Consider the following 23,821-nt stretch of genomic DNA (forward strand, 5'->3'; position numbering starts at 1 on the left):
ATCATCAATAAGGAACAGGGAACGATATTTGCCTGGACAAAAATTTCGAGAAGTGATGGCAGTCCGGGGATCCTGTGGATGAAAGCCAGTGCCCTGTACGATGCAAAAGGGGCATTCATCGCAGCACTCACCATGGTCAGGGATATAACCGATGAACTTGGAGAGGAACTTCTCAGACAGGCAGATTATTTTTCAGATGACGCCGGACCAGTCGCCCTCCCTGCAGCAGCACAGGGAAGCAGGTTCAACAGGCTTCTCGGGAAGGCCAAGTCAGTGCACAAAGAGGGGCTCATACGGTCATTCAGGGAGGGAAAATACCGCGAGGCAATTCCGCTCTTCACGCAGGCAATCGAGATCGATCCTCAGTATGCGCATGCCTGGCATGACCGGGGAGTTGCCTTAAGGGAACTGGGACAGGACGAGGAAGCTGCAAAAGATTTCGAGAAGGCTGCGGAACTCGCACCCACTGACGAGGAGATCCTCTTCAGCAGGGCAGACATTCTCAAGAAGAGGGGAGTATTGCGGGAACAAAAAACATTGATCGAGGCTGCGGTCAGGGCATTCAACAGCGTGCTTGAGGTAAACCCGAACAATGCCGATGCCTGGAACGGTCTTGGAATCTGCATGAAAGTGCTGGGAAAAGACGAGACCGCACACAAGTATTTCGAACGGTCCAATGAGCTTAGCAAATCGGGAAAAGCCAAATTCAAAAAGCGGAACCTCGATTTCCTGACCTGATGGAATCCGATGTATTAAAATATCCGGAATACAATCATCCCCATAGGAGGCAATGTCATGAAAAGTCCTGTCTATTTTGCAAACCTGCGGGCCATATCCGACAAGGATAGTATGGCATCCAAAGTGCGGCGGCTTTTTGACCGTGCCGGTTTTTCCGGAATAATCAGTCCCCACGACAAGACTGCACTCAAACTGCATTTTGGAGAGACCGGTAATGACGGGTTCATCAGCCCGGTCTATGTCCGCCAGGTCGTCGAAAAAGTGCGAGAATGCCAAGGGCTGCCATTTCTCACGGATACAAACACCCTGTACCTTGGCAGCCGGTCCAATGCCGTGGACCATATCACAACCGCAATTCTTCACGGGTTCGACTTCGCGGTCACCGGGGCCCCCGTCATAATAGCAGACGGGCTTAATGGAAAAAATGTAACAAAAGTGTTCATAGGCAAAAAACACTTCAGCGAAGTAACAATTGCCGGGGATATCGCGGCAGCGGACAGCATGATCGTGCTCAGCCATTTCAAGGGACATATCGTCTCCGGGTTCGGCGGGGCCATCAAGAACCTGGCCATGGGTTGTGCACCACCGGAAGGGAAGCGGGCACAGCACAATGCACGTCCGTTCACCATTAGCGAGAACTGTACCGGCTGCGCAGCATGCCTGAAGGTCTGCCCGAAAACAGCGATCAGCATCCATGCAAAGAAATCGGTTATCGACAAGGATCTCTGTATCGGCTGTTTTGAGTGCATGCATGCCTGTCCTGAACATGCGATCGATATCGACTGGGAGACGGAGATCCCGGTCTTCATGGAGCGTTTGGTCGAGTATGCCTGTGGTGCTGTCGCGGGGAAGCAAAAGAAGGTCGGCTACATGAATTTCCTGATCCGCATCACACCGGATTGTGACTGCTTCCCGTTCAGCGATGCCCCCATTGTACCTGATATCGGGATTCTTGCCTCCCGGGACCCGGTTGCCATTGATGCAGCAAGCTTCGATCTCGTCAACCAGCAACAAGGATTTCCGGATTCCCTGCTGGCAATGCACCACCCCAAAGGTGAAAACAAGTTTTCCGGGGTGCATGCCAATACGGACGGGTTCCGGCAGATACAGTACGCTGAAGAGATCGGTCTCGGTCAGAGCCAGTACGAACTGATACTCCTGTAATTACTTTTTTATCAGTTCGTCCCGGTTCTTCCCGGGCCAGAACCCGGGAAATGGCTGGACCGGCTGTCCGGTACCTATAGGCAAGCACTTATTACGTAATGGTGTCCAAAAAGGTTTTATCGGCGGGTACTCCCTCCCACAACAAATTCTTTACACCATCCCGGAGTATCACCCGCAGGAACGGAGAGTCTCCATGAATCTCAGGCAGCCAAACGCAAATGAAGCAACAGGAACAGTGAACCGCTCCCGGAATGTTGCCCCTGTTTCCGGTATCTGTACCCGGTGCATAGACGGATGTAAAGGCAGTTGCGATATCTGGCTCTCCTCGTTCCGCGGAAGGGAGGTATTGTATCCCGGCCCATTCGGCGAGATTACGGCAGGTGCTGACAAGAATTACCCGGTGGATTACTCGCACCTCAATATCCAGGGATATGCTACGGGTGCAAAAGGGTTCCCGGAAGATGTTGTGGCAGGCCCGGATTCTGCAGTCTTCTCATCAGTAATTACCGAAACAGAATATGGCTGGGATGAAAAGGTGAAGATGCGACTCCCCATCTTCACCGGGGCGCTCGGGTCTACAGATATTGCACGGAATAACTGGGAGCATTTCGCCGCCGGCGCTGCGATATCCGGTATAACTATTGTCTGCGGGGAAAATGTCTGCGGGGTTGATCCGGGACTGGTACTTGACAATAAAGGGAAAGTGAAGGAATCGCCAGAGATGGATCGCCGCATCGGTATCTACAAAAAGTACCATGAAGGCTTCGGGGAGATGCTGGTCCAATTGAACGTCGAGGATACCCGCCTCGGGACCGCGGAGTATATTGCGAGCCGGCATAACTTCGAATCGATCGAACTGAAATGGGGACAGGGCGCAAAAAGTATCGGAGGCGAGATCAAGGTCCGGTCCCTTGAACGTGCACTCGAACTGAGGAAACGAGGCTACATTGTTATGCCGGACCCCATGGTTCCGGAGAACCAGGCTGCATTCAGGTCAGGCGCGATCAAGGAATTTGAGCGCCATTCACGCCTCGGTTTTATCACCCGCGAGGGATTTTTTGAGGAGATCGACAGGCTCCGGGATATCGGTTTCAAGAGAATTACGCTCAAGACCGGGGCATACTCGATGGTTGAACTCGCAATGGCGCTGCGGTTCAGTGCGGAAGCTAAAATCGATCTGCTGACAATCGATGGTGCCTCCGGAGGTACCGGTATGAGCCCGTGGCCGATGATGAATGAATGGGGGATACCAACATTCTACCTCCAGTCACTTGCCTGTGAGTTTGCAGGAAAACTGGTGAAGAAAGGATACCGGGTTCCTGATCTCGCAATGGCAGGCGGTTTCTCCGATGAGCCCGGCGTCTTCAAAGCCCTCGCGATGGGCAGCCCGTACTTCCGTGCAGTCGCTATGGGCCGGGGTCTCATGATTCCCGGCATGGTCGGAAAGAACATCGGGAAGTGGATCAAAGAAGGCGATCTTCCCAAATCAGTCTCACGGTTCGGCACTACGATACCGGAGATCTTTGTCTGCTACGAGGAACTGAAAGAAAAATACGGGAACCGCGTCAACGAGATTCCCCCTGGTGCCATGGGAATTTACACATACACCTCGAAATTCCGGACCGGGCTCCAGCAGATCATGGCAGGCAGCAGAAACTTCAGGATCTCGTCCATCTCCCGCAAGGACCTGATGGCCCTAACGGATGAGGCTGCCCGTATCTCAGGTATTGACTACATCATGACAGCACGATACGATGAAGCGATAAGCCAGCTGCTCGACTGAATTCGCAAAAACGGTCATCGCACGGGAAGAGATCCGTACCATCGTTTTCCCGGGATCAGGAAACATCTACGTTTTCTGCAGTGGCGCAATGGTGAATGTATCGAGGATCTGGAGGGTCGCCCGGGCCCCGAGTGTGGGCTGTATCGAATCGAGCCAGAGGAAGAAACCCACTTTTGGCGGAGTCGGGCGCTCGAACTTGAAGTGTCCGTTCTTGAGCTGGATCATCTTGTGGTACTCTTTCTTCTGCTTTGAGCGGAGGTAGATGATCAGTTCATAGTTGGGCATGTCCGTAGCGATGACTGCCTTGGAATAGTACCGGGAGAACTCCTCGTACTCGATTTTCTTCCCCCGCACATGAAGACCATAGTCATCGCAGACTGATTTTATCGCCGGGGGGAAGAGCCCGCCATACAACACCTTCTTGACCAGCTGGCCGGTCTGATCGGTGAATTCCGGGCGGATCGGGCCAGGAGTCCGGGAGATCTCTGTAAAGATCCGGTTTTTCACATCGTCATGGTAACTTTTGTAGTCAAACGGATGCTTGAGGGGGATGCTGGTTGCCGGGATCAGTTTGGGGTGGTTCTCCGGCAGGTTATAAAGAATCCGGGGGCGGTAATGCTTGACAAGCGATTTGATCTGTTCACAGGAACTGGTATGGATGATCGCGTTTGTCCTGTCCTTTGCGAGCCTCTTCACTACAGAATAATTGGAAAGGTCGAACGAGGAGACCAGCAGGAAGGGCGTGATCTTCTGATCATAGAGATAGCCGAGCAGTTTCTTCTTGTATGCGATCTCCTGCTCGAACTCCTTGAGATCCGAGGGGGAGGTGACCACTTCGGCAAAGGCGACATGGTTTTCGGCATCGACCAGCATCATATCGAACTCGGCAAGGTCCTGTCCGTTACCCCTGACCGTGATGTCGCCGTATTTTGAATAAAAAAGACCGTTCTGACCGAGACGGACATCCTCCCGCTTCTTTGGGGCATCCGCACCTTTCATGGCAAGGTATTTGATCGTGCCCGATTTTTTGGAGATCTCGAGAAACATCTCATACACGATCGCCTCGAACCAGCGGCCTTCGGCGGTCCGCATCGGTTCGATATCCGGCGAGAAAAGTTTCTTCCGCTCGATCTTGTTCATGTGCCGCGTGGCATTGAGCGCGATCATCGCGTTGGGTTTGAAATGCTGGAAATTGGTATTCAGCCACGGGATCATAATAGTAGTAAAGAAATTCTGCCGTTATAGTAGATAACAATCTGCTTTGCCGGCCATTCCATTCAGGGACTTCGTTTATACAGGCCGTTTATGTATGTGAAGATAAAAAAGGGGTATCAGGTATCAATCTCCCCGGTCCGGATCCGGATCGACTTCTCCACCGGGAGAACGAAGATCTTCCCATCCCCGATCTTTCCGGTACGGGCAGATTCGGAGATAATTGCTACAACGCTGTCAACCTCGGCGTCACGGACAACGATCTCGATCTGGGTTTTTGGCAGGAGATCAACCGTCATCAGGCCGCCACGGTATTCAAGGGTGATCCCTTTCTGTTCGCCCCGGCCTTTCACTTCCGTGATGGTCATGCCGTTGAAGCCTTTGTCCTCGAGTGCTTTTTTTACGAACTCGAACCGTTCCGGTTTTACAATTGCCTTAACCATTTTCATGTTGTTTCACCCGTATCAGGCCCTCTCTCCGTGCTGGGAGATATCAAGACCCGCATATTCTTCTTCCGTGACTCGCAGACCAAGGGCATTGTCCGCCAGGATTGCAAGGATATACGTTAGGACGAACGCGTAGATAAGTGCTGCGAAGGCACCTGTTGCATGGGCAGCAAACAGATATGCAGTACACTTACAGTCCGTAAGATACGGGCTGGATACAGGAAAAATGGAGTTGATTAGTAGGTTGCCAGGTAGCGGTCCAGTTCCCACTGGTGAACCGTGAGCCGGAACGCATCGGTCTCGGCTTCCGCAATGTTGGAGAGGGTCTCCACGACGTGGGCGCCGAGTGCGTTGCAGATTACATCGTCTTTCAGGAGTGCTGCCTGGGCCTCTGCAAGGCTGCCGGGGAGCATGTCGATCTTCATCTTCTTCCGGTCCTTTGCACTCAGGTGGTAGATGTTGGTGTTGGTGGGATCCGGGGGCATAATCTTGTTCTTGATGCCGTCGAGACCTGCTGCAAGGAGGCAGGCGAAGGTGAGATACGGGTTGCACATCGGGTCCGGGCTCCGGAACTCCGCACGGGTGCTGTTGCCGCGTGCAGCGGGGATACGGATCTGGGCGGACCGGTTGGTCGTGCTCCACGAGATATAGCAGGGGGCTTCGTAACCGGGGACGAGCCGCTTGTACGAGTTGATGGTCGGGTTTGCAACCCGGGTGATTGCCTTTGCGTGCTTCAGGAGACCACCGATGTAATAAATACAGGTGTCGGAGAGGCCGTCCTTTGCATTTGCATCGTAGAAGGCATTCTTGCCGCCCTTGGCGAGGGATCCGTGGGTGTGCATACCGCTGCCGTTGATGCCGCCAATCGGCTTTGCCATGAACGACGCGTGGAGCCCGTGCTTGAGGGCGATAGCCTTTGTTGCAAACTTGAAGGTCATGGCACGGTCTGCAGTCGTCAGTGCATCAGCATACTTGAAGTCGATCTCGTGCTGGCTTGCAGCGACCTCGTGGTGGGACATCTCGATCTCGAGGCCCATGCTCTTGAGTGCGAGGACGATCTCGCGCCGGACGTCTTCGGCCTTGTCGTTCGGGGCAAGGTCGAAGTAACAACCCTGGTCAGCGAACTGGGTCGTCGGCTTTCCGTCAACGAGGTTGAAAAGGAAGAACTCGAGCTCGGGGCCGGTGTTGAAGGTGAAGCCCATCTTTGCTGCTTCCGCCATCTGTCTCTTGAGGATATATCTTGGGTCGCCCTCGAATGGCTTGTTGCCGTACGTATACACATCGCACATGAACCGGGCAACCTTGCCTTCCTGAGGTCTCCAGGGCAGGACCTGGTACGAGGACGGGTCTGCCTTGAGGAGCATGTCGGACTCTTCGATCCGGGTGAATCCCTCGATGGACGACCCGTCGAACCAGGTTCCTTCAGTCAGGGATTTCTCGGCATAGTCTGCCGGGATTGCGGCATTCTTGGGGATACCCGGAACATCACAAAACTGGAGCCGGATGAATTTGACATCGTCGGCTGCAATTTTCTTGAGCAACTTGGATACGTCTGCTGACATAATGGAAAAAAGGTTCCACCCAATTACATTTATATTTTCTGAACCAAGCTTAGGGAAGAATGCTCACATTCAATTTCCATGACGTTTTACTATTATAGATCGATCCGATTTGTGATATCATGTGCGGAATAATTGGAGTCATCGATAAACGCCGTCAGTGCATGGATGGCAGTGGCATAAGGAACTCGTTAGCGTTGATGAACGAGCGCGGAAACGGGGAAGGTGCCGGGTACGTGGCCTACGGGATTTACCCGGACTTTGCGGATTCGTACGCCCTCCATGTTTTTTTTGATAACCTTCACGAGAATAAGCCTGCACTTGACCGGGAACTCGAAAAATGGGGGACCATTGTCCACGATGAAGAGATCCCGACCTTTGCTTCGAGAATAAAAAAAGTGCACACCCCGTGGCGGTATTTTTTCAAACCCGACCCGAAGATGGCACCGGAACAGAACACCACTCCTGATGATATCATCATGCACATCGTCATGAGCGTGAATACAGCAAAGAATGGCACCCTCATCTTCTCATCAGGCAAAAACCTCGGCGTATTCAAGGCATCCGGCTGGCCGGAAGAGGTTGCCGACTTCTACCGCATCCAGGACTACAAAGGTTACCTCTGGCTCGCCCACAACCGCTACCCCACCAACACCGCAGGCTGGTGGGGCGGTGCACACCCGTTCAACCTCCTCGGCTGGAGCGTTATCCACAACGGAGAGATCACTTCCTACGGCACCAACCAGCGGTATATCGAGAGTTACGGGTACAAATGCACGATGTACACCGATACTGAAGTCGTTGCCTATCTCATCGATTTGCTGGTCCGGAAACACGGGCTCTCGGAAAAGATGGCAGTCCGCGCCCTCGCTCCCCCGTTCTGGAACGAGATCGACCGCATGCCGCCAAAGGAGGAAGAGCTGAACCGTGCAATCCGTATGGCGTATGGCCCGGCACTGATGAACGGCCCGTTTGCGATCTGCGTTGCCAATGAAGATACCCTGGTCGGATTCACGGATCGTATCAAACTGCGCCCGATGGTAAGCGGAGAACACGGCGACCGGCTCTACATCTCGAGCGAAGAAGCTGCAATCCGCAGGATTGAACCCCACATCAGGGACGTCCAGATGCCAAAGGCAGGCGAGCCCGTAATCGGGAGGGTCATTGCATGAGCATCGGCAGTATCCCCCTCCGGTTCAAAGTAGAGATAGATCCTGAACTCTGCATGCAGTGCGGACGGTGCATCGAGAACTGTTCGTACGGGGTATACCGGATGGAGGGCGATAAGATCCGCGTCAATTCACGGAACTGTGTTGCCTGCCACCGCTGCACTGCCTTCTGCCCCCGGGACGCGATCAGCATCCACGAGAAACCCACGGACTACCGGAGCCACCCGGTCTGGACCCGGGAGATCCGGGAAGCGGTCTTCAACCAGGCAAAGACCGGCAAGATCATACTCGGGGGCATGGGCAATGCCCTGCCGTACCCGATGATCTTCGACCGGCTCCTGCTTGATGCATGCCAGGTGACAAATCCGAGCATCGATCCCCTCCGGGAACCAATGGAGCTCCGGACCTATATCGGTAAGAAGCCCGCGGCACTTTCGATAAAGGAACATGCCGGAAAAGACGTTGAGCTCCTGACAAAACTCACTCCCAACCTCCAGATCGAGACCCCGATCATGATCGGGCACATGAGTTACGGTGCGATCAGCCTGCCGGCACAGCAGGCGCTGGCAAGGGCGGTCAGCCGCATCGGGACGTTCATGGGGACCGGTGAAGGCGGGCTTCACCAGTCACTCTACCCATACCAGAAACACATAATCGTCCAGGTCGCCTCCGGTCGGTTTGGCGTAGACATCGACTATCTCGAGCGCGGGGCCGCGATCGAGATCAAAATCGGGCAGGGGGCAAAGCCGGGTATCGGCGGCCATCTCCCCGGCGAGAAAGTCAACGCCGATGTCTCCCGCACACGGATGATCCCGGAGAGCAGCGACGCGATCAGTCCGGCACCCCACCACGATATTTACAGCATCGAGGATCTCAAGCAGCTGGTCCATAGCCTGAAAGAGGCCACGGAATGGAAGAAGCCGGTCTTTGTGAAGATCGCTGCCGTACATAATGTGGCAGCGATCGCAGCAGGTATTGCCCGTTCATCGGCCGATGCCGTGGTCATTGACGGGTTCCGCGGGGGGACCGGTGCGGCACCGGTAGTCTTCCGGGACCATGTCGGAATACCGATCGAAGTAGCCGTCGCAAGTGTCGATGCGAAGCTGCGCCAGCAGGGAATACGGAACGAAGTATCCATCATCGCCAGCGGCGGCATCCGGCAGAGCGCAGATGTGGCCAAGGTCATCTGCCTCGGGGCCGATGCCGTTTATATCGGGACTTCTGCGCTCGTTGCCATGGGATGCCGGGTCTGCGGTACCTGCAACCGTGGCCAGTGTGCCTGGGGCATTGCCACCCAGAAACCCGAACTGACAAAGCGGCTTGACCCTGAGACCAATGCGGTGCAGGTCGAGAACCTGATTCACGGCTGGACCCTTGAGCTCGCAGAACTCATGGGTGCAGCCGGCATCAACAGCATCGAGAGCCTGAGGGGCAACCGCGACCGGCTCCGGGGCTATATGCTTGACGAGGGGATCCTGAATGTCCTCGATGTCAAGACTGCGGGGGCCTGAGGATGAGCACGATGACGATCGATGCAAAAGATCTCCATTATACACCGCTCAATAAGCAGATCCGCAAGGCCATTGCCGACGGGGTAAAAGAGATTACCATCAATAATGTGCTTGGCCAGCGGTTCATCGGGGACGGCCTGAGAGGTGACGATGTTACCATCACGCTGAATGGCGTGCCGGGCGGAGACCTCGCGATGTTCATGAGCGGCCCGACGGTTATCCTTCACGGCAACGCAGACCATGCCCCCGGCAACACCATGGACAAGGGCAAAGTGATCATCCACGGCAGTGCCGGGGACGCAGTCGCCCACAGCATGCGGGGCGGCAGGGTCTATGTCAGGGACAACATCGGCTACCGTGGCGGCATTCACATGAAGCAGTACATGGAAAAACGCCCCATCGTCGTAATCGGTGGCGGTGCCCGTGCATTCCTCGGGGAGTATATGGCAGGAGGGCTCATCATCGTGCTGGGGCTCGGGGGCGTCCAGCCCATCTCGGAACAGGGGGTCGGCAGCGGCATCCACGGCGGAGAGATCTATGTCCGCGGTCCTGTGGACGACCTCTATCTCGGCGGCGGGGCAAAACAGGCACCAGTCACCGATGAGCAGAAAACAATGATCCGCCCCATTATTGAGGATTTTGCACAATCGTTCGGCATTGATGCAAGCCCCCTGCTTGCATCGGAATACACCCGCATAGCCGCGACAAGTGCCCGGCCGTTTGCGAGCAAATACACATGGGAGTGAATGCGATGGCAGCAAAGAGTTATCTCGATTTGAAAAGCGAGGTCTGGGATACCGGAAGATGCTCAGGGTGCGGTGCATGTGTAGCGGTTTGCCCTGCCGATGCCTTGTTTTTTGATGAAGGGGAGATGATCACCAGTCCCCGCAGCAACGGGTACTGCAAGCAGGCAACCGACAGTGTCAGCTGCGGGGCCTGTTATGCAGTCTGCCCCCGTATCGGCGACCAGCCGGCCGAGACACTCGGGAACTACCTTGAGATCGTCTCTGCAAAAGCAGTGTTTGACGTGCCCCGTAAGCAGAGCGGAGGAGCAGTAACCGCGATCCTCGCCAATGCACTTGACGAGGGACTGATCGATGCGGTCGTGACAGTTACGGAAGATCACTGGACACTCCGGCCATCATCTGTTGTCATCACGAAATCCGATGTCCTTGTCCAGCAGGCAGGGAGCCGGTACAGCTGGTGGGTGCCGCTCCTTGCCGCACTCAAGTACGCGATCGTGGAGAAGAAATTCAGGAAAATTGCCGTTGTGGGTGTTCCCTGTGCAGTCCAGGCCGTGGACCATATGCGGAAGAGCGACAACGACCTCCTCAGGCCGTATGCGAAGGCAATCCGGCTGGTGGTCGGGCTGTTCTGTACAGAGACGTTCGATTACACGGCCCTGATACAAGGAAAACTTAAGGCACATTACAAGCTCGAGCCCTACGAGATCCGGAAACTGGATGTCAAGGGCAAACTTGAGATCCTTAAGCAGGATGGTACAACTACAATCGTTCCGCTTTCGGAACTGGAGACCTGCATCCGCAAGGGTTGTCACTTCTGCACGGATCTCACCGCAGTTCAGTCAGATCTCTCGGCAGGTGCGATCGGGAGCCCTGCCGGGTCAACCACGCTCATTGTACGGACGCAGACCGGTAAAGGGATGCTCGACAGTGCAGTCCAGCACAAAAAACTCGCCGTTGCCACCGACATTGACAAGAGTGCCATAGAAAAACTGGCCTCTTCAAAGATCCGGAAGAATTCCGGAAAGTAACTGCCAGGACCATTCCCACTCTTTTTAGGATCGTAATTGCGTTCAATCCGTACCTGAGATATGAGCAGATACCTCTCCGCCTCTCGCAGAACAAACCGGGTTTATCTTTTCATTCAAGAACGGTCGGAAGAGCCGTCTGGATTTTTCTCCTGCAGGATACGCACCAGCGGGGAGCAGCGGGAAAAAAACCCGGCAATGAATGACATAAATTCCGGCTGGTAACAATCTGCCCCTTCGTACACCTTCCAGCCGGCACCAAGGGACTGGCGCACATGTTTGCCGTGACCCACCTGCAGGAGTGAAGGGGACGCGAGCAGGTCGCCGGCCCGCCTGAACTCCCGGGGCACTTCCATCTCGTACCGGCCGTCGAGGATATAGGGGCCGGGCAGGGCAGAACCGATATGTTTGGCCCGGAATTTTTCTGCATTGACCCGGTTCCAGACCGGGGGTCCCGGGTGGCTCCTGACGACCGGCAGTTCATTGACCAGCAGTTCAAAGAGGACCATACAGGTACTGGCCCCCATCCGGTAATGGGCATGGTGCACGGGGAACCCGTTACGCTCAAGGTGCTCGCTGATCGCAGACGTGCTCCGTTTCAGCTGCGGAACTACAATCTCCTCTATATACGGGGGAGTGTCGAACGTGATCGCATACAGGAACGTCCCCCGCCCGGCAAGCAGGCTTTCCAGCTTATCCGGTGTGATCGTACGGGGGCCGGGCAGTTCAAAGAAGACCGGTGACGGGACCTCCAGGTATCCCCGGGCCAGCTCCACAAACTCGGCCATCCGGTCAAGAGAGACCGCTGCGGCCACATTGCGCCGGGGATCGACCGGGTCGATCACGATAAGGGGCTCATCAAACTCCTTGGCCCCGTGATCTTCCTGATCTATAAGCGTATGGAGCCTCCATTCCGATGCGGCCTGAAGGAGTGGTGTAAAACCCCCGTACCGGAGTACCAGAAGCTCGCAGAGATACCCGGAGAACCCTTCTGTCATCCCGTCAGAGCCATAGATCCCGCCGGCCTTTGCGAATCGTTTGAGGAGAAGGACATCATCGATCAGGCCGTTGATCTTGTCCGTGATATAACGCGTATGAAACGGGGTGCGGTCCACGGCGCTCTGTATCCGCTCGGCGCTCGCGACGTTGTAGCAGGGAACAAGGTCCACGTCCACATCATCGATCACGGCATTGATATAGGGATGTTCCGCGTATTTTTCATGGTAGCGATCAGTAAACGCGGCTGCAATGCTCCTGGCAAGCGCCAGGCCCTGCTCCTCGAGGGCTTCACGGGGGAGTGCCGGGTCGAACAGGAGGAAGACGTCAAGGTCCCGGTCTCCCCGGATCCAGGTATGGCGGGCGATAGACCCGACAACCATTCCCTGTGCCTTCCCGCTTCCGGCTATGGCTGCAAGCAGGCGCTGCGCAATCCCGCAGACATGATCTTTCTCGATCTGAGTCGGACGGAGGGTTGCAAGGACCTGGTCTTCGTGGGGCAGCCGCGTCACCATGTCACCTCCAGCAGGTCCTCGTAGAGGGGGCCTTGCGGGGTAAGCGTACTCTTCTTCAGGGTCATTCCCGCAATCGTGCAGCTGCCGAACCCCCGGTCACCTATCCGTTTCAACGCGGCAAAGAGAGAGGGGTCCAGTGATTTTACCCGTGCCAGCGTGGCATGCGGGAGGAAACGGCGGGTCTCCGGCTCACATCCCAGCGGCACGAGAGCCCTGTCGATCAGTGCAACGAGTTTTCCGCCGTTCCCCGCGTCATCAACCTCACACCAGATCGTCTGCGGGCGGCGGGGATTGTTGAGGGTCACCTTGCCGACAGTTACCGGAAACGGCGAGAACGGGATTCCCGTAATCGCGTCCTTTATTTTTTCAAGAGCCGGCGGGTCTGTCTCCCCAAGAAATTTTGCCGTGATGTGGATCTGGGCAGGTTCCACAAACGCCAGGCGGGCATAACAACCACGGAGCTGCTGCTGTGCCTCTGCGATGCTCTCCCGGATCTCCCGGGACAACTCGAGTGCGATAAATGCCCTGACCATTACGGTACTATTATTCCATTCCCCTACAAATGGTGATCGTTCGATAGGGCCGGGCACCGGATGGGGCCAGGACATAACCAAGATTTTTTTATTCCCGTACTGCCTATTGGATAGATGACAGAGTAAGGGTGTTTTTCCGTGCCGAAGAAATCTCAGTTGATCGTATATTCGCTTGAATATTGCCCGAATTGCGAAATTCTCAAGACATTCCTGAAGAAAGGAAAGCACACGTTTGACGAGCGCGACCTGTCCACTGCAGAGTCCCTGACGGAACTGCGGGTCAACGGGATATTTGTGAACGAGGCCCCGGTCCTCCAGCGTAACGAGGATTTCTATACATCGGCGGACCTGTTTCCCTCCGGAAAACTCGATGAAGAACACCTGTCCAGACTGCTGAAAGGTGAATGATGCCAAAGCGGGAGACCCGGCAGAAAACGATCTTTGGTGCCTATACACCAACCCTCCCTCCGGTAAGGACAACCGATGGGCATATTGTGGAGTGGGATCGCGAGCGGATCGTACGGCAGTTAGTTGAAGAGACCAAACTCGTTGAAACATTCTATGGGTACAAGGGTGCGAGTGTTGAGACCGCGCATGAGATCGCGCTGGAAGTCGAGAACCGTATCAAGAATATGGGACTCAAATCGCTCTCCGGCCCGCTCATCCGGGAGATCGTCAACATCACCCTCCTGGAGAAAGGGATGGTGCAGTACAGGAATGTCTCGACCCGGGTCGGCACCCCGGTCTATGACGCACACCAGATCGACGTAGGGAAGGGTTTTGAAGCCCATGACAATGCGAACCTGCAGGAGAACGCTGAGACCTCGCACAAGAAGAAGGCGGACAAGATCTCAAAGGAGCAGTACCTGCTCCAGCTCCCCCCGGCACTTGCGGATCATCACCTCTCGGGCGAGATGCATATCCACGATCTCGAGTATTTCGGCACCCGCCCGTTCTGCCAGGACTGGGACCTGCGGTATTTCTTCTATTACGGCCTGATGCCGGACGGCAACGGCACGAAAGCTTCGGTCGCCGGGCCGGCAAAGCGGGCTGAGGTCGCAATCCTCCACGCTGTCAAGGCTCTCGGCTCCGCCCAGACCAATTTTGCCGGCGGGCAGGGGTACTACAACTTCCTCACGTTCCTTGCGCCGTTCTGCGAAGGGATGAGCTACGAAGAAATCAAGCAGCTGGTCCAGATGTTCGTGTATGAGATGACCCAGATGATGGTGGCCCGGGGCGGCCAGCTGGTCTTCTCGTCCATCCAGCTCTCGCCGGGTGTCCCGGCTCTCTGGCATGACAAGCCCTGCGTATACAAAGGAAAGATATGGGACGGGCACAAAGCCCCGCTCCGGACCTATGGCGAATTCGAACGCGAAGTCCGGCTGCTCTTCAAGGCGCTCATGGACGTGATGCTCGAAGGAGATTACTGGGGAAAACCGTTCAACTTCCCGAAACCCGAGATCTCGATCGAGCCGGAGTTCATGCACGAGAAAGAGGAGTTCAACCGGAAGAATCCCGATCTCCCCACGTACCAGGATCTGTACCTGATGACCTTTGAGCTCGCTTCAAAATTCGGTACCCCGTATTACGACAACCAGCTCCCTGCGTACCGCGGGGCTGGCAAAGGGATCTCCTGTTACCAGTGCTGCGCCTACCAGTTCTCGACCGTTGCCGACAAGGATTCAGAGTTCGACAAGAAGCTGGTCTTTGAAGAGGGACGCCACTTCTCGATGGGCTCATGGCAGGTGGTCTCGGTCAACTGCCCGCGTGCAGCGTATAACGCAGAAGGGGACGATACCCGGCTTTTTGCTGAGCTCAAGAAACTGATGGACGTGGCGGTGGAGATCTTCCGGATCAAGCGCAGGTGGATGGACCTGATCCGGGCAAACAGCCGCATGCCGTTTGCCATGCAGCGCCCAAAAGACCCGAACACCGGGGAACGCGGGGCGCTTGCCGTTGATCTGGAGGGGCTGGTATATACGATCGGAGTCGTCGGTGTCAACGAGATGGTGCAGCACCATACCGGCAAGCAGCTCCACGAATCAAAGGAAGCGTTTAAGCTCGCCATCCGTGCCATGACCGAGATGGAACTGTATGGTCGCGAGCTCTCTAAAAAGAACAACATGACGCTTGCCCTTGCCCGCACCCCCGCGGAGACTACAGGTCAGCGCTTTGCCGTCGCTGACCTGCTCGACCGCCGCTATCATGATTTTGCAAAGAACGTGATCAAGGGGGATCTTAAGGACGGGCTCTCACAACTGGGAAAGAGCCGGGATCTGCCTATCTATTACACGAACGGCACCCATGTAGCTCCAGGTGCGGATGTACCGCTGACAAAACGGATAGAGATCGAACATGTCTTCTTCCCGATTGTAGACGGGGGCAATATCTTCCACATCTGGCTTGGCGAGGCACGCCCGGACCCGCGGGGCCTCATGGATATGGCAATGAAACTCTGCCGGACTACCCAGATCGGGTACTTCGCATTCACCCGGGACATAACGGTCTCCCTCCGCCAGTTCCACGAAATGCGCACGGACAAAGAGCCGATCAGCGAATGGACCCCGTCAGACTTCCCGGTAAAAGCATAAAATAACGCAGTCCCATTTTCCTGTTCATAAGCGTCCTGACCCGGACGCGGGAAAAAAGGATTACAGGTTTTTAATCTTTTTAAGGGAGATGTCCATCACTCCGCGGTGAATCCGGTAATAGCTGTGAATACGATCGATGGGCTGATCCAGCATGATGGTAGTTGTTTTCCCGTCAACGATTATCCGTACGCAGCTGATCTCGATGTCTGCTATGGGTGCGTTTTTCGGATCGGCCGGCAACTTCGCCGTAATGAAGAGATCGGTATCGTTCTCCACGACTTCGTAGGGAACCTCATCGTCATCGTCCTGCATGCCGGCATGGAACATCTCCGGGTCCCCGCCGTTTGCCTGCCGGGTGATGATCGTGTACCCGACAATGCGTGCATGCTGGCTTTCAGGCATATTCTTCACGATATCCTCTACGATCTTTGCCAGGTTGCTGAAGACATCATCGTAGGGGCCGGTTGGGTTATTCTGCATGAATACCTCCGAGTGAATATAAGTCGTTTTCGCGCTGTACGATTCCGCGCCTCTCGAATTCCCTGACAATCTCCGACAGATTGTTTTCCGGTATGCCGGTGACCTGCTCAATGTCAGCAATGGGAAGGGCCTGGTGAGAGAGTGCGATGATTACACTAATCTCTCGTTCGCTCCTGAATAAATCCTTATGGTTATGGGCAAGGTCGGTGATTTTCATCTCGATATCATGGTTGATCTGCTCAAGGTTTGCGAGGATCTGGTCGTGGGCCCGTATCATACGCCCCAGCAGGGCGACGGTCCTTTTGAGGGATTCGTCCTCCCCGGTATCTTCCTGTGCCGGGACACGGATAATCCGGAGGCCTTTGAGGCTGACATCGATCAGGATGTCGTTTGCCAGGTAGTAGTATTTCCGGCGCCGTTCATCCATCTCGCAGGAGAGGATCTCTTCCCGCTCCATCATCTGGAGGTGATCGATGACCGCCTTGGGTGAGAGCACGAGGGTCTCGGATATCTCGGTGACAAAACAGGGCTTCTGCCGGAGCAGGTCGATGATCCGCCGCCGGTTGCGGTTACCGAGGATATCAAGCAACCGGGCTACCTCAGCAGCGTCATTCATGTTTACGTAATGTTAGTAGGGTCAATATTTAATTGTATTTTTTTGGGGTTCTGATAAGATGACGGGACTTCGGGACTTTTAAAAGCGCGTGATAAGTAGGGGGACTTTTTAGCAAAGACGTGGTATTTCCTGAAAATAATTTCGGAAGACATAACGTCTCTCCAAAATATCCCATTATATGGGTTTTCTTAATTCAATTAAGGATGCCATTGTAAACGTAGGGGAGAGAGTCGCGGAATCACAAGATCGCAAGAATGTGAAGATTCAAATCAAGTCTAAAATCCTTCAGCGTTTCTCCGCGAAACAACTCAAAAACATTTGTTATCGATATGGCGATGGGCCTAAAGATTACGAGAAAGATCCTTTTAATGGGGAGATACGAAAGTTTAAACTTACCACACCCGATTACATCAAATACGCCACATATGAGATAAAATTAGAAGAAGTGAAGGATTTCGCAAAAGCAAACAAAATTCCAATTTCCGATATTCTAAAGGAAGAAATCCAACTTCTACGCGATTTGGATAAAAAATGGAACCCAAATCAGTTAGATGAAACTATCTTTGGATCTCCAGAAAATGAATTTTTAGAGAAGATTATTGCTACTATAGAAAATTTCGAGCCATCGAGAATTTATCGGGATGAGCAAGGATATCATAACGAGTTACAAGGTTGGATGAAGGCGCATTTTCATGGAGCAATTGTCGAACATCAAACGGGGTCTTCGCGTCCAGACATTGTTATTGACAACAGGATAGCCATTGAAGTAAAAGGCCCAACAAGATCAAAGGATCTTGTGACTGTCGCTGATAAATGCAATCGTTATTTGCAACATTATGATAACCTAATCGTCGCCTTATTCGAAGTTGACGTAAACGAAAGATTTTATGATGAATGGTTAAAGGGTATTGAGGATCGATATCCAGAAGTAAAAATCATTAAAAAATAATCTCTTATTTTGTCGCTGCTAACCCAATCATCGTTTCCCACCGATTCCCCATCAGATTGATCGGGATGTTTGCCATCTGAGCCGGTGTCATTCCGTTAATTCCCTGATGTGGCCGGATATAGTTGTAGTATGTCTGCATACCGGCGGCAAAGTCCTCAGCACCGAGCGCACTGTCAAAGCTCCGCATAACCTTTGTGCGCTCTCGGAACGTGCCGTTTAAACGTTCGAGGATATTGTTGTTCGGCTTGGTTTCAAAGTCCTTCAGCCGGATGTGCGGGTTCTGGATGAATGCCTCGTGATCATAGAACTCTGCTTTAACGGCTTCTTTGTACGCCTGTAATCCATCGGTGACAATTGCATCCGGTCGAACGTTGGTGACGCCCTTTGCCGCCCGGAGTGGCTTGCGGGCATCCTTTACGAACCGTGTCTCAGTGACCTGACATGCAAGGAGATACCGGGTCTTTGCGTCCATGACGTTCCAAATCCACTGATAATACTTCTTCTCACCATCTTTCTTGATGAAGATCGTAGTTTCGTCGGAGTGCCAGATGTTGCCAACGTCGGCTTTGTATTTCTCTGAGTAACCGCCAAGGAGTTTTAGGTATTTCTTGATCCAGATCAGGATAGTGGGCTGTGTGACTTCAACGCTCTCAAACTGTTTCAGGTGATCGGCGATCTTTCTCTGTGATACACCTTTGAAGTAAAGATCAAGGGTGAGTGTGATAACCTTTGGGTTGAACTTCATCCGGCAGAATCCTTTGTCCACAACAAATCTGTGATTACAGTCGGAGCACCCGTATCGCTGAACTTCTCCAAATTGGGTCTTGCGGATTCCGCGTTTTACGACATTGGCACTCTTGCAATCAGGGCAGAGGACTTTTATTTCGGTTTCTGTGATTGTGGTTGGTGCGCTGCGTTCCTGTATGTCACCAGAGAGTTTCAATGAGAATTGTACCGCGTGGATGTGTTTGCAGGGCATGTTGCGGGTTATGAAGTCGGGACAAGTGCAAAACCAATCGTGCAGGTGGGGAGCGTTACGACCCTTTACGAATTTGCGAGATACTTGATAATAGGCGTCTTTTGACTGCGACCTTACATCCCATTCGTTCTTGCCGGTTTGAATGATCGTGTCTGGTTGGGAGAGGATCGCCAGTCCTCTTAACTCTCGTGGGTTGGTTAGTTGTTGCATCGTAATTCACTATACATATTTAGGTACCTAAATGTATTAAGTCTTTCGATACCTAATCGGCACCTAAAAATTAATAAAGGATTAAAACAAACAGGAGATCATGCATCTGCAAAAACAGCAATCTCGAATCTACAATGGAAAAGAATATCCAAAATATGTAATTGTCATCCCACCCAGTGAAGTAGAAAGACTTGGTTGGAAAAATCAAGATAAGTTAGTGTCAAATGTAATAAAAGGAAAACTCATTATTGAGAAAATGGGAGTCGTGAGTCAAACGGTTGTGTCACCCGACTCCGAGGAATAGAAAGAGTTTATCTTGGTGGTTTCCACATTTCTATGTTATTTATTCTTTCAGCGATGGAAGGGTATGAAAATCCAACAATAAAATTATAAACACTTAATAGAGCAGCAAATTTTAGATAATGGGGATCATCTTTTTCCACAATATAGATTTTCTTTAGTGCTACCTGAAAAGCATGGGGATTCCCTATTTTAATCACCGCGTCTGTATCGGCTCTTGTTTCCATTTTTCTTCTTTTCCAATTAAAATTCCTTGCTCCACATATTCCAATAAGAACCAAATCTAAAAAGATTAAGAAAAGATTACAGGTAGATGCAATCATAACGATCCCCGCAGAAATAATTGCCAATACTGCATAAATTATTATAATTTTCTTTGATATTGAATCGTCTTCATTTTTTATATGACTAACTTCGTGAGCGATTAAACTTTTCATCTCGTCGGGGTTTTCTACAAAATTTATTATATTAAACATTCCTCTTGAAATCTTCAGAACAGTATTGAGTGTATTTGGGTCTTTTTTCCATCTGAATTTGGATTCTACATTCATATTTGGGCCAGATGAAGCATCATCAACTATATCGATATCCAATTTATCTTTTATACCAAATTTGCATTTTACATCATGGATCAAATCATCTAGCCCCGGGTAGGTTTCATTTTTACGAAGCCCATTAATTGTAACGTCATCTACCATGTTGTAAACAACGAATGGTCAAATTAAATAATTATTGTAAGAAAAAATTAATGTGGTCTGGTTTCAGGTAAAAGTGGTGTAAAACCGAAATAAATCAAAAGACTCATGATCAAAATAACTAACAGCATTACCGAAAATCCAATCGGTGTAAACATGTTAAAATGACATGTATAATATAAAATCATAATCCCAACGATTATTAAAACAACAACGTTTTGTATTTTTTTAAACAGAATTCTCATTTTGTACACTCCTTATTATCCCATTGCCATTAAAAGTCCCGCCATTTATCTGTGCCTTGGTTTTTTGTAAAAGCCCCGTCAAGTTATCACAACCTTTTTTGGGGTGCTGAGGCTTTCGCGGCTGGGATGCAGACTTATTACAACTATATCCGTCCGCATCAGGGTATTGGAGGGCTGACACCGGCTCAGATGGCGAATATCCCCATCAATTTGATGGGCAACCGGTGGGAGACAATGATTGGATTATCTGTAAAATAATTTTAACAAATTATAATTTTATGATGATGATGAGTAAATTTGATATAGTGTAGTGGTTATACTTAGATTCATTATATCCGCTATCGTCCCTTCTGGAACGATAGTCCATTATAAACGGTGGTTTTTTTGAGTGAAAGAGCTGTTGTTTTAATTGACGGTGGTTATTTAAACAAGATTTTACCAGCTCTTTTACCCGGTCGCAAGATCGATTATGAAAAATTTTCTGATATGGTTTGTGGAAACTGCGAAAGGTTGAGAACTTATTACTATAACTGTATGCCATATCAAAGCTCTCCAGTAACACCTGAAGAGAGCGAAAAATATTCAAAAATGAACCAATTTATTCGCAGATTGGAACAACTTTCGAGATTCCAAATAAAATTAGGAAGACTACAAAAATATTACAATGAAACTGGAGATGTCGTCTATAAACAAAAAAGAATGGATGTTCTTTTAGCTGTTGATATGGCACAGTTAAGTTGGTCTAGAAATATTAGCACTGCTATCCTTGTGGCTGGAGATAGTGATTTTGTACCTGTTGTCCAAACAGCTAAAGACGCCGGTGTATTAGTGAAACTATATTACTCCGATATCGCCGTTCATGACGAATTACTTACTTCTGCGGATGACAAAATAAAAATTACTCCTGAAATGTTAGAGAAAGTTGCATTGCGCAAATTCATCTAATGTACAGAAATCTCGATATTGAATAGATATTTCACTACAACAATAAGGATGATCATAACAACAATTGCTAGAATTGGAGCAATTGCATGAAGGATTTCCATTCTACGTTTGTGTCGTTTATCTTCGTAATTTTGAACACTTTTACTGAGAGCTAAATGCAAATCGTTCGACAGGATTTTAAAAGTAGTGAGAGATTCATTGAGTAACTCTTCATCAATTTTATCCACATAACTTCGAATGTATGCTTTTTTCTCTTCGGAAAATTCGTTTGTATAGATTTGAAAATGTTTTGGATGCAATCTAATCTCTTTTAAAGATTGGATTGTACTTCCCCATCGGATTTTAAACCGATCTATTTGCAATCTTGCAAATTTATCGTATTCTACCGGCCCCATAGTTGTAAATGGATTCTCTCAAATTAACAATCTTGCATGGATCAACCGCCACTTATCACTGAGCATGAAACTTATCATTCAACCGCGAACCTATCAGAACCTTTTTTGGGGTTCTGTCAAGTCTGTGTGGGATAGAAAAAAGTGTTAACTATCGTGGGATAAATTGAACCTACATCTTTACTATTGTCAATTGTAATCTCATTTATGATACACTTGGATTATCTGTGGAGCGGATCTCAAGTAATTTTAACACTAATTTTGTGTATACTAACGTACTTTTACGTTAGAGATACTAGGAGGTCAGTAATCTTCACAAAAGTTGATCATCTCTCAAAGATTTATGAGAGAAAATGTGATACTGTTTCTACTTTCATAAAAGCAGCATCTTCATTTAGAAGTCAAGAGGCAAGAGATGAATTTATCTCTATAATGGAGAAAGAGGACAAATTAAGAGATGAAATTTTGAGTTTATATTTGGATGCTGTTGATGAATACGATAAAGAGTTTAAATTGAATGGAAAATTTTCACATGCTATAAGGAACACGTTTGCTTCAACCGATGAAGATAGAGAAAGATTGGGGAAATTAATAGAGAGGGAGTTGGGATCATAGATTAGACTAGGAAATTTATTTTACCTGCGCACTCGCCGCATTCTCAATCAATGTCATCCATTTATTTTTCCCCTCAACAACAATCCCACATGCTTCCGCCGGAGTTTTTCCGTCTAATGCTTCGTGAGGTCTGACGTAGTTATGATAAATCTGCATTCCCGGTAGTACCTTCGTATCGACTTTCTTTAATCCCCTCATCGTCTTTTCTCTGTCGCAGATTTTTCCATTGATTCTCTCCATCTCTCAGTTCATCGGTGATCAGAACATTGGGTCTTTTCCCTGAGATAAATGTCAGGACGGATGAGAAAATAATTGACACATGCATCTTCTTATCCGGATTGGGCAGGGCCCCCCCGCCCGAAAACTTGAGTGCGACCGCAACAGATCCACGTGTGACTGTCTTCTGCTGACTCAACGAGGCCCGCTTCTTTCAACCGTTCGATGTGGTGAGGATGAGAGGATGTAAAACAATTCCTTCGCAAGTTCGGCACGGGGTTTTTTTTTCCTGAAAATTTTATTTCCGGATTTCCCAAAAATTTTTTCAGGAAATATTTTTCCGGATCACATGACCGGATTCCGGGGATCCGACAAGTCCGGCTCAAATCCCGGACTCCCGCATTCTAAATACCGGATATTCCCGTATCATAAATCTCTTGGTTCTACGTCATAATTCCCCTATATATTAGTGCGAAACCGGGCTCGTGGAAAAACCTGTCACAGGTCACTGACCCGGTCATGACATCTGACCTGTGACGGGTATCCGACCTGTCACGGGTAAGTTACCTGTCGACAGGTAAGGAGGAATTGCACCCTCGTCTCCGACGGAGAATTGTGCCTCTCCGACGTGAGCCCCACCTCCAAAACAGGGGTTCTTTTCATTTTCCCGTACAAAAGCCCTTCCGGAAGGAGATCGGCCGTCCAATTGCGTTCTATCAGCGCACTTTTGAATCTTCGACGGAGAAATTTCAATCCGGGCCCGTATCGCCCGGGAAAATCTCCTCATTGCACCGTTTTCCGGGAATAAGGCACACTGAAACAGGTTCGGGAGAGTTTTCCGGAATGACGCTCCGTCGGAGAACGGGGATCAGCAGAATGTATCTTCCCGGTGGTATTCCGGCAGGATGATCTCCGACGTGAAACCTGCATCACCGACGGAGATGGTTCTCCGGACCCTGTCTTTGTGAAAAACATCCAGGAGGATCGCATCAAACAGGGGGTTGGCGGAGGTAAATTGGGGCCCAATCTGGGCTTTGTTTTGAGACGGAGCCCGTATAGTGCCCGGATTTGGGGGTGTTTGAAATTGGGAAAAAGGTGGTCCGGGATGGGGGTATTTTCAAACGGTGAGGGGTAGTTTTCAGCGGGCGGAGTGTTGGGGGTCTTGGGATGAATGTACCCGGAATATTTTAC

The 23,821-nt window shown here is 51.1% G+C and carries 24 protein-coding genes; 12 read left to right on the forward strand and 12 right to left on the reverse strand.

Translation table 11 applies throughout. The features are described from left to right. The 3 genes from WBL42_RS00770 to WBL42_RS00780 all read left to right on the forward strand — a co-directional run. A partial coding sequence (locus WBL42_RS00770) for a tetratricopeptide repeat protein (RefSeq protein ID WP_424719356.1) occupies positions 1–738 on the forward strand: 738 nt, incomplete at its 5' end. Positions 739–795: 57 nt separating this feature from the next. Further along, on the forward strand, positions 796–1,902 hold the full coding sequence (locus WBL42_RS00775) for a DUF362 domain-containing protein (protein WP_424719357.1): 1,107 nt from the start codon (positions 796–798) through the stop codon (positions 1,900–1,902). A 193-nt stretch (positions 1,903–2,095) separates the two neighbouring features. Then, a complete protein-coding gene (locus tag WBL42_RS00780) occupies positions 2,096–3,685 on the forward strand; it encodes a glutamate synthase-related protein (protein ID WP_424719358.1) in 1,590 nt (529 codons plus the stop codon). Positions 3,686–3,751: 66 nt separating this feature from the next. Here the strand turns inward: WBL42_RS00780 and WBL42_RS00785 are convergent, their stop codons facing one another. From WBL42_RS00785 to glnA, 4 genes are all read right to left on the reverse strand, one after another. Beyond that, positions 3,752–4,900: a hypothetical protein gene (locus WBL42_RS00785; RefSeq protein ID WP_424719359.1), complete on the reverse strand. Its 1,149-nt coding sequence runs from the start codon at positions 4,898–4,900 to the stop codon at positions 3,752–3,754. A gap of 116 nt (positions 4,901–5,016) precedes the next feature. Next, positions 5,017–5,346: a P-II family nitrogen regulator gene (locus tag WBL42_RS00790; RefSeq protein WP_424719360.1), complete on the reverse strand. Its 330-nt coding sequence runs from the start codon at positions 5,344–5,346 to the stop codon at positions 5,017–5,019. 15 nt (positions 5,347–5,361) lie between these two features. Continuing rightward, the gene (locus WBL42_RS00795; protein WP_424719361.1) at positions 5,362–5,613 is read right to left on the reverse strand and encodes a hypothetical protein; all 252 of its coding nucleotides are present in this window, start codon (positions 5,611–5,613) and stop codon (positions 5,362–5,364) included. Beyond that, on the reverse strand, positions 5,580–6,905 hold the full coding sequence (glnA, locus tag WBL42_RS00800) for a type I glutamate--ammonia ligase (RefSeq protein ID WP_424719362.1): 1,326 nt from the start codon (positions 6,903–6,905) through the stop codon (positions 5,580–5,582). Before glnA ends, WBL42_RS00795 begins: the two co-directional genes overlap by 34 nt. 119 nt (positions 6,906–7,024) lie before the next feature. Between glnA and WBL42_RS00805 the strand changes: the two genes are divergently transcribed. The 4 genes from WBL42_RS00805 to WBL42_RS00820 are packed head-to-tail and all read left to right on the forward strand — an operon-like array spanning position 7,025 to position 11,356. Continuing rightward, positions 7,025–8,074: a class II glutamine amidotransferase gene (locus tag WBL42_RS00805; protein ID WP_424719363.1), complete on the forward strand. Its 1,050-nt coding sequence runs from the start codon at positions 7,025–7,027 to the stop codon at positions 8,072–8,074. Continuing rightward, the gene (locus WBL42_RS00810) at positions 8,071–9,582 is read left to right on the forward strand and encodes a glutamate synthase-related protein (RefSeq protein WP_424719364.1); all 1,512 of its coding nucleotides are present in this window, start codon (positions 8,071–8,073) and stop codon (positions 9,580–9,582) included. Before WBL42_RS00805 ends, WBL42_RS00810 begins: the two co-directional genes overlap by 4 nt. Positions 9,583–9,584: 2 nt before the next feature. Continuing rightward, complete coding sequence (locus tag WBL42_RS00815) at positions 9,585–10,328, forward strand: hypothetical protein (RefSeq protein WP_424719365.1); 744 nt, start codon at positions 9,585–9,587, stop codon at positions 10,326–10,328. A 5-nt stretch (positions 10,329–10,333) separates the two neighbouring features. Next, entirely contained in the window at positions 10,334–11,356 is a 1,023-nt protein-coding gene (locus WBL42_RS00820) for a Coenzyme F420 hydrogenase/dehydrogenase, beta subunit C-terminal domain (protein ID WP_424719366.1), read from the forward strand. A gap of 113 nt (positions 11,357–11,469) precedes the next feature. Here WBL42_RS00820 and cca read toward each other — a convergent pair whose 3' ends face one another. Both cca and thpR read right to left on the reverse strand, forming a co-directional pair. Next, positions 11,470–12,864 carry a CCA tRNA nucleotidyltransferase gene (cca, locus tag WBL42_RS00825; RefSeq protein ID WP_424719367.1) on the reverse strand — a complete coding sequence of 465 codons (1,395 nt, stop codon included), beginning with the start codon at positions 12,862–12,864 and terminating at the stop codon, positions 11,470–11,472. Then, the gene (gene thpR / locus WBL42_RS00830; protein ID WP_424719368.1) at positions 12,858–13,397 is read right to left on the reverse strand and encodes an RNA 2',3'-cyclic phosphodiesterase; all 540 of its coding nucleotides are present in this window, start codon (positions 13,395–13,397) and stop codon (positions 12,858–12,860) included. The genes cca and thpR overlap by 7 nt, the downstream gene beginning before the upstream one ends. A 138-nt stretch (positions 13,398–13,535) precedes the next feature. On the opposite strand from thpR, the gene WBL42_RS00835 reads away from it, so the two are divergent. Both WBL42_RS00835 and nrdD read left to right on the forward strand, forming a co-directional pair. Next, positions 13,536–13,805 (forward strand): glutaredoxin family protein, encoded by a 270-nt coding sequence (locus tag WBL42_RS00835; RefSeq protein ID WP_424719369.1) that lies wholly within the window; start codon positions 13,536–13,538, stop codon positions 13,803–13,805. Then, positions 13,805–15,988: an anaerobic ribonucleoside-triphosphate reductase gene (nrdD, locus tag WBL42_RS00840; RefSeq protein ID WP_424719379.1), complete on the forward strand. Its 2,184-nt coding sequence runs from the start codon at positions 13,805–13,807 to the stop codon at positions 15,986–15,988. The genes WBL42_RS00835 and nrdD overlap by 1 nt, the downstream gene beginning before the upstream one ends. A gap of 60 nt (positions 15,989–16,048) precedes the next feature. On the opposite strand, the gene WBL42_RS00845 is transcribed toward nrdD, so the two are convergent. Together WBL42_RS00845 and WBL42_RS00850 are read right to left on the reverse strand one after the other, a co-directional pair. Then, positions 16,049–16,468: a hypothetical protein gene (locus WBL42_RS00845; RefSeq protein ID WP_424719370.1), complete on the reverse strand. Its 420-nt coding sequence runs from the start codon at positions 16,466–16,468 to the stop codon at positions 16,049–16,051. Continuing rightward, positions 16,458–17,084 (reverse strand): ArsR/SmtB family transcription factor, encoded by a 627-nt coding sequence (locus WBL42_RS00850; RefSeq protein ID WP_424719371.1) that lies wholly within the window; start codon positions 17,082–17,084, stop codon positions 16,458–16,460. The genes WBL42_RS00845 and WBL42_RS00850 overlap by 11 nt, the downstream gene beginning before the upstream one ends. A 178-nt stretch (positions 17,085–17,262) precedes the next feature. Here WBL42_RS00850 and WBL42_RS00855 point away from each other — a divergent pair, with 178 nt between their 5' ends. After that, positions 17,263–18,033 carry a hypothetical protein gene (locus WBL42_RS00855; RefSeq protein ID WP_424719372.1) on the forward strand — a complete coding sequence of 257 codons (771 nt, stop codon included), beginning with the start codon at positions 17,263–17,265 and terminating at the stop codon, positions 18,031–18,033. 4 nt (positions 18,034–18,037) lie between these two features. Here the strand turns inward: WBL42_RS00855 and WBL42_RS00860 are convergent, their stop codons facing one another. Both WBL42_RS00860 and WBL42_RS00865 read right to left on the reverse strand, forming a co-directional pair. Further along, positions 18,038–18,778, reverse strand: coding sequence for an IS6 family transposase (locus WBL42_RS00860; protein ID WP_424719373.1), 741 nt, complete (start codon positions 18,776–18,778; stop codon positions 18,038–18,040). A 755-nt stretch (positions 18,779–19,533) separates the two neighbouring features. Next, entirely contained in the window at positions 19,534–20,220 is a 687-nt protein-coding gene (locus tag WBL42_RS00865) for a M48 family metallopeptidase (RefSeq protein ID WP_424719374.1), read from the reverse strand. 626 nt (positions 20,221–20,846) lie between these two features. Between WBL42_RS00865 and WBL42_RS00870 the strand changes: the two genes are divergently transcribed. Further along, positions 20,847–21,407 (forward strand): NYN domain-containing protein, encoded by a 561-nt coding sequence (locus WBL42_RS00870; RefSeq protein ID WP_424719375.1) that lies wholly within the window; start codon positions 20,847–20,849, stop codon positions 21,405–21,407. Here the strand turns inward: WBL42_RS00870 and WBL42_RS00875 are convergent. Further along, positions 21,404–21,802 (reverse strand): hypothetical protein, encoded by a 399-nt coding sequence (locus WBL42_RS00875; RefSeq protein WP_424719376.1) that lies wholly within the window; start codon positions 21,800–21,802, stop codon positions 21,404–21,406. The genes WBL42_RS00870 and WBL42_RS00875 overlap by 4 nt on opposite strands. Positions 21,803–22,006: 204 nt before the next feature. Between WBL42_RS00875 and WBL42_RS00880 the strand changes: the two genes are divergently transcribed. Next, positions 22,007–22,414, forward strand: a complete 408-nt coding sequence (locus WBL42_RS00880) for a hypothetical protein (protein WP_424719377.1) — start codon at positions 22,007–22,009, stop codon at positions 22,412–22,414. A gap of 15 nt (positions 22,415–22,429) precedes the next feature. On the opposite strand, the gene WBL42_RS00885 is transcribed toward WBL42_RS00880, so the two are convergent. After that, positions 22,430–22,654 (reverse strand): hypothetical protein, encoded by a 225-nt coding sequence (locus WBL42_RS00885; protein WP_424719378.1) that lies wholly within the window; start codon positions 22,652–22,654, stop codon positions 22,430–22,432. Positions 22,655–23,821 lie beyond the last annotated feature (1,167 nt).

The organism is Methanoregula sp. (genome assembly GCF_049686655.1).
GTDB lineage: Archaea > Halobacteriota > Methanomicrobia > Methanomicrobiales > Methanospirillaceae > Methanoregula.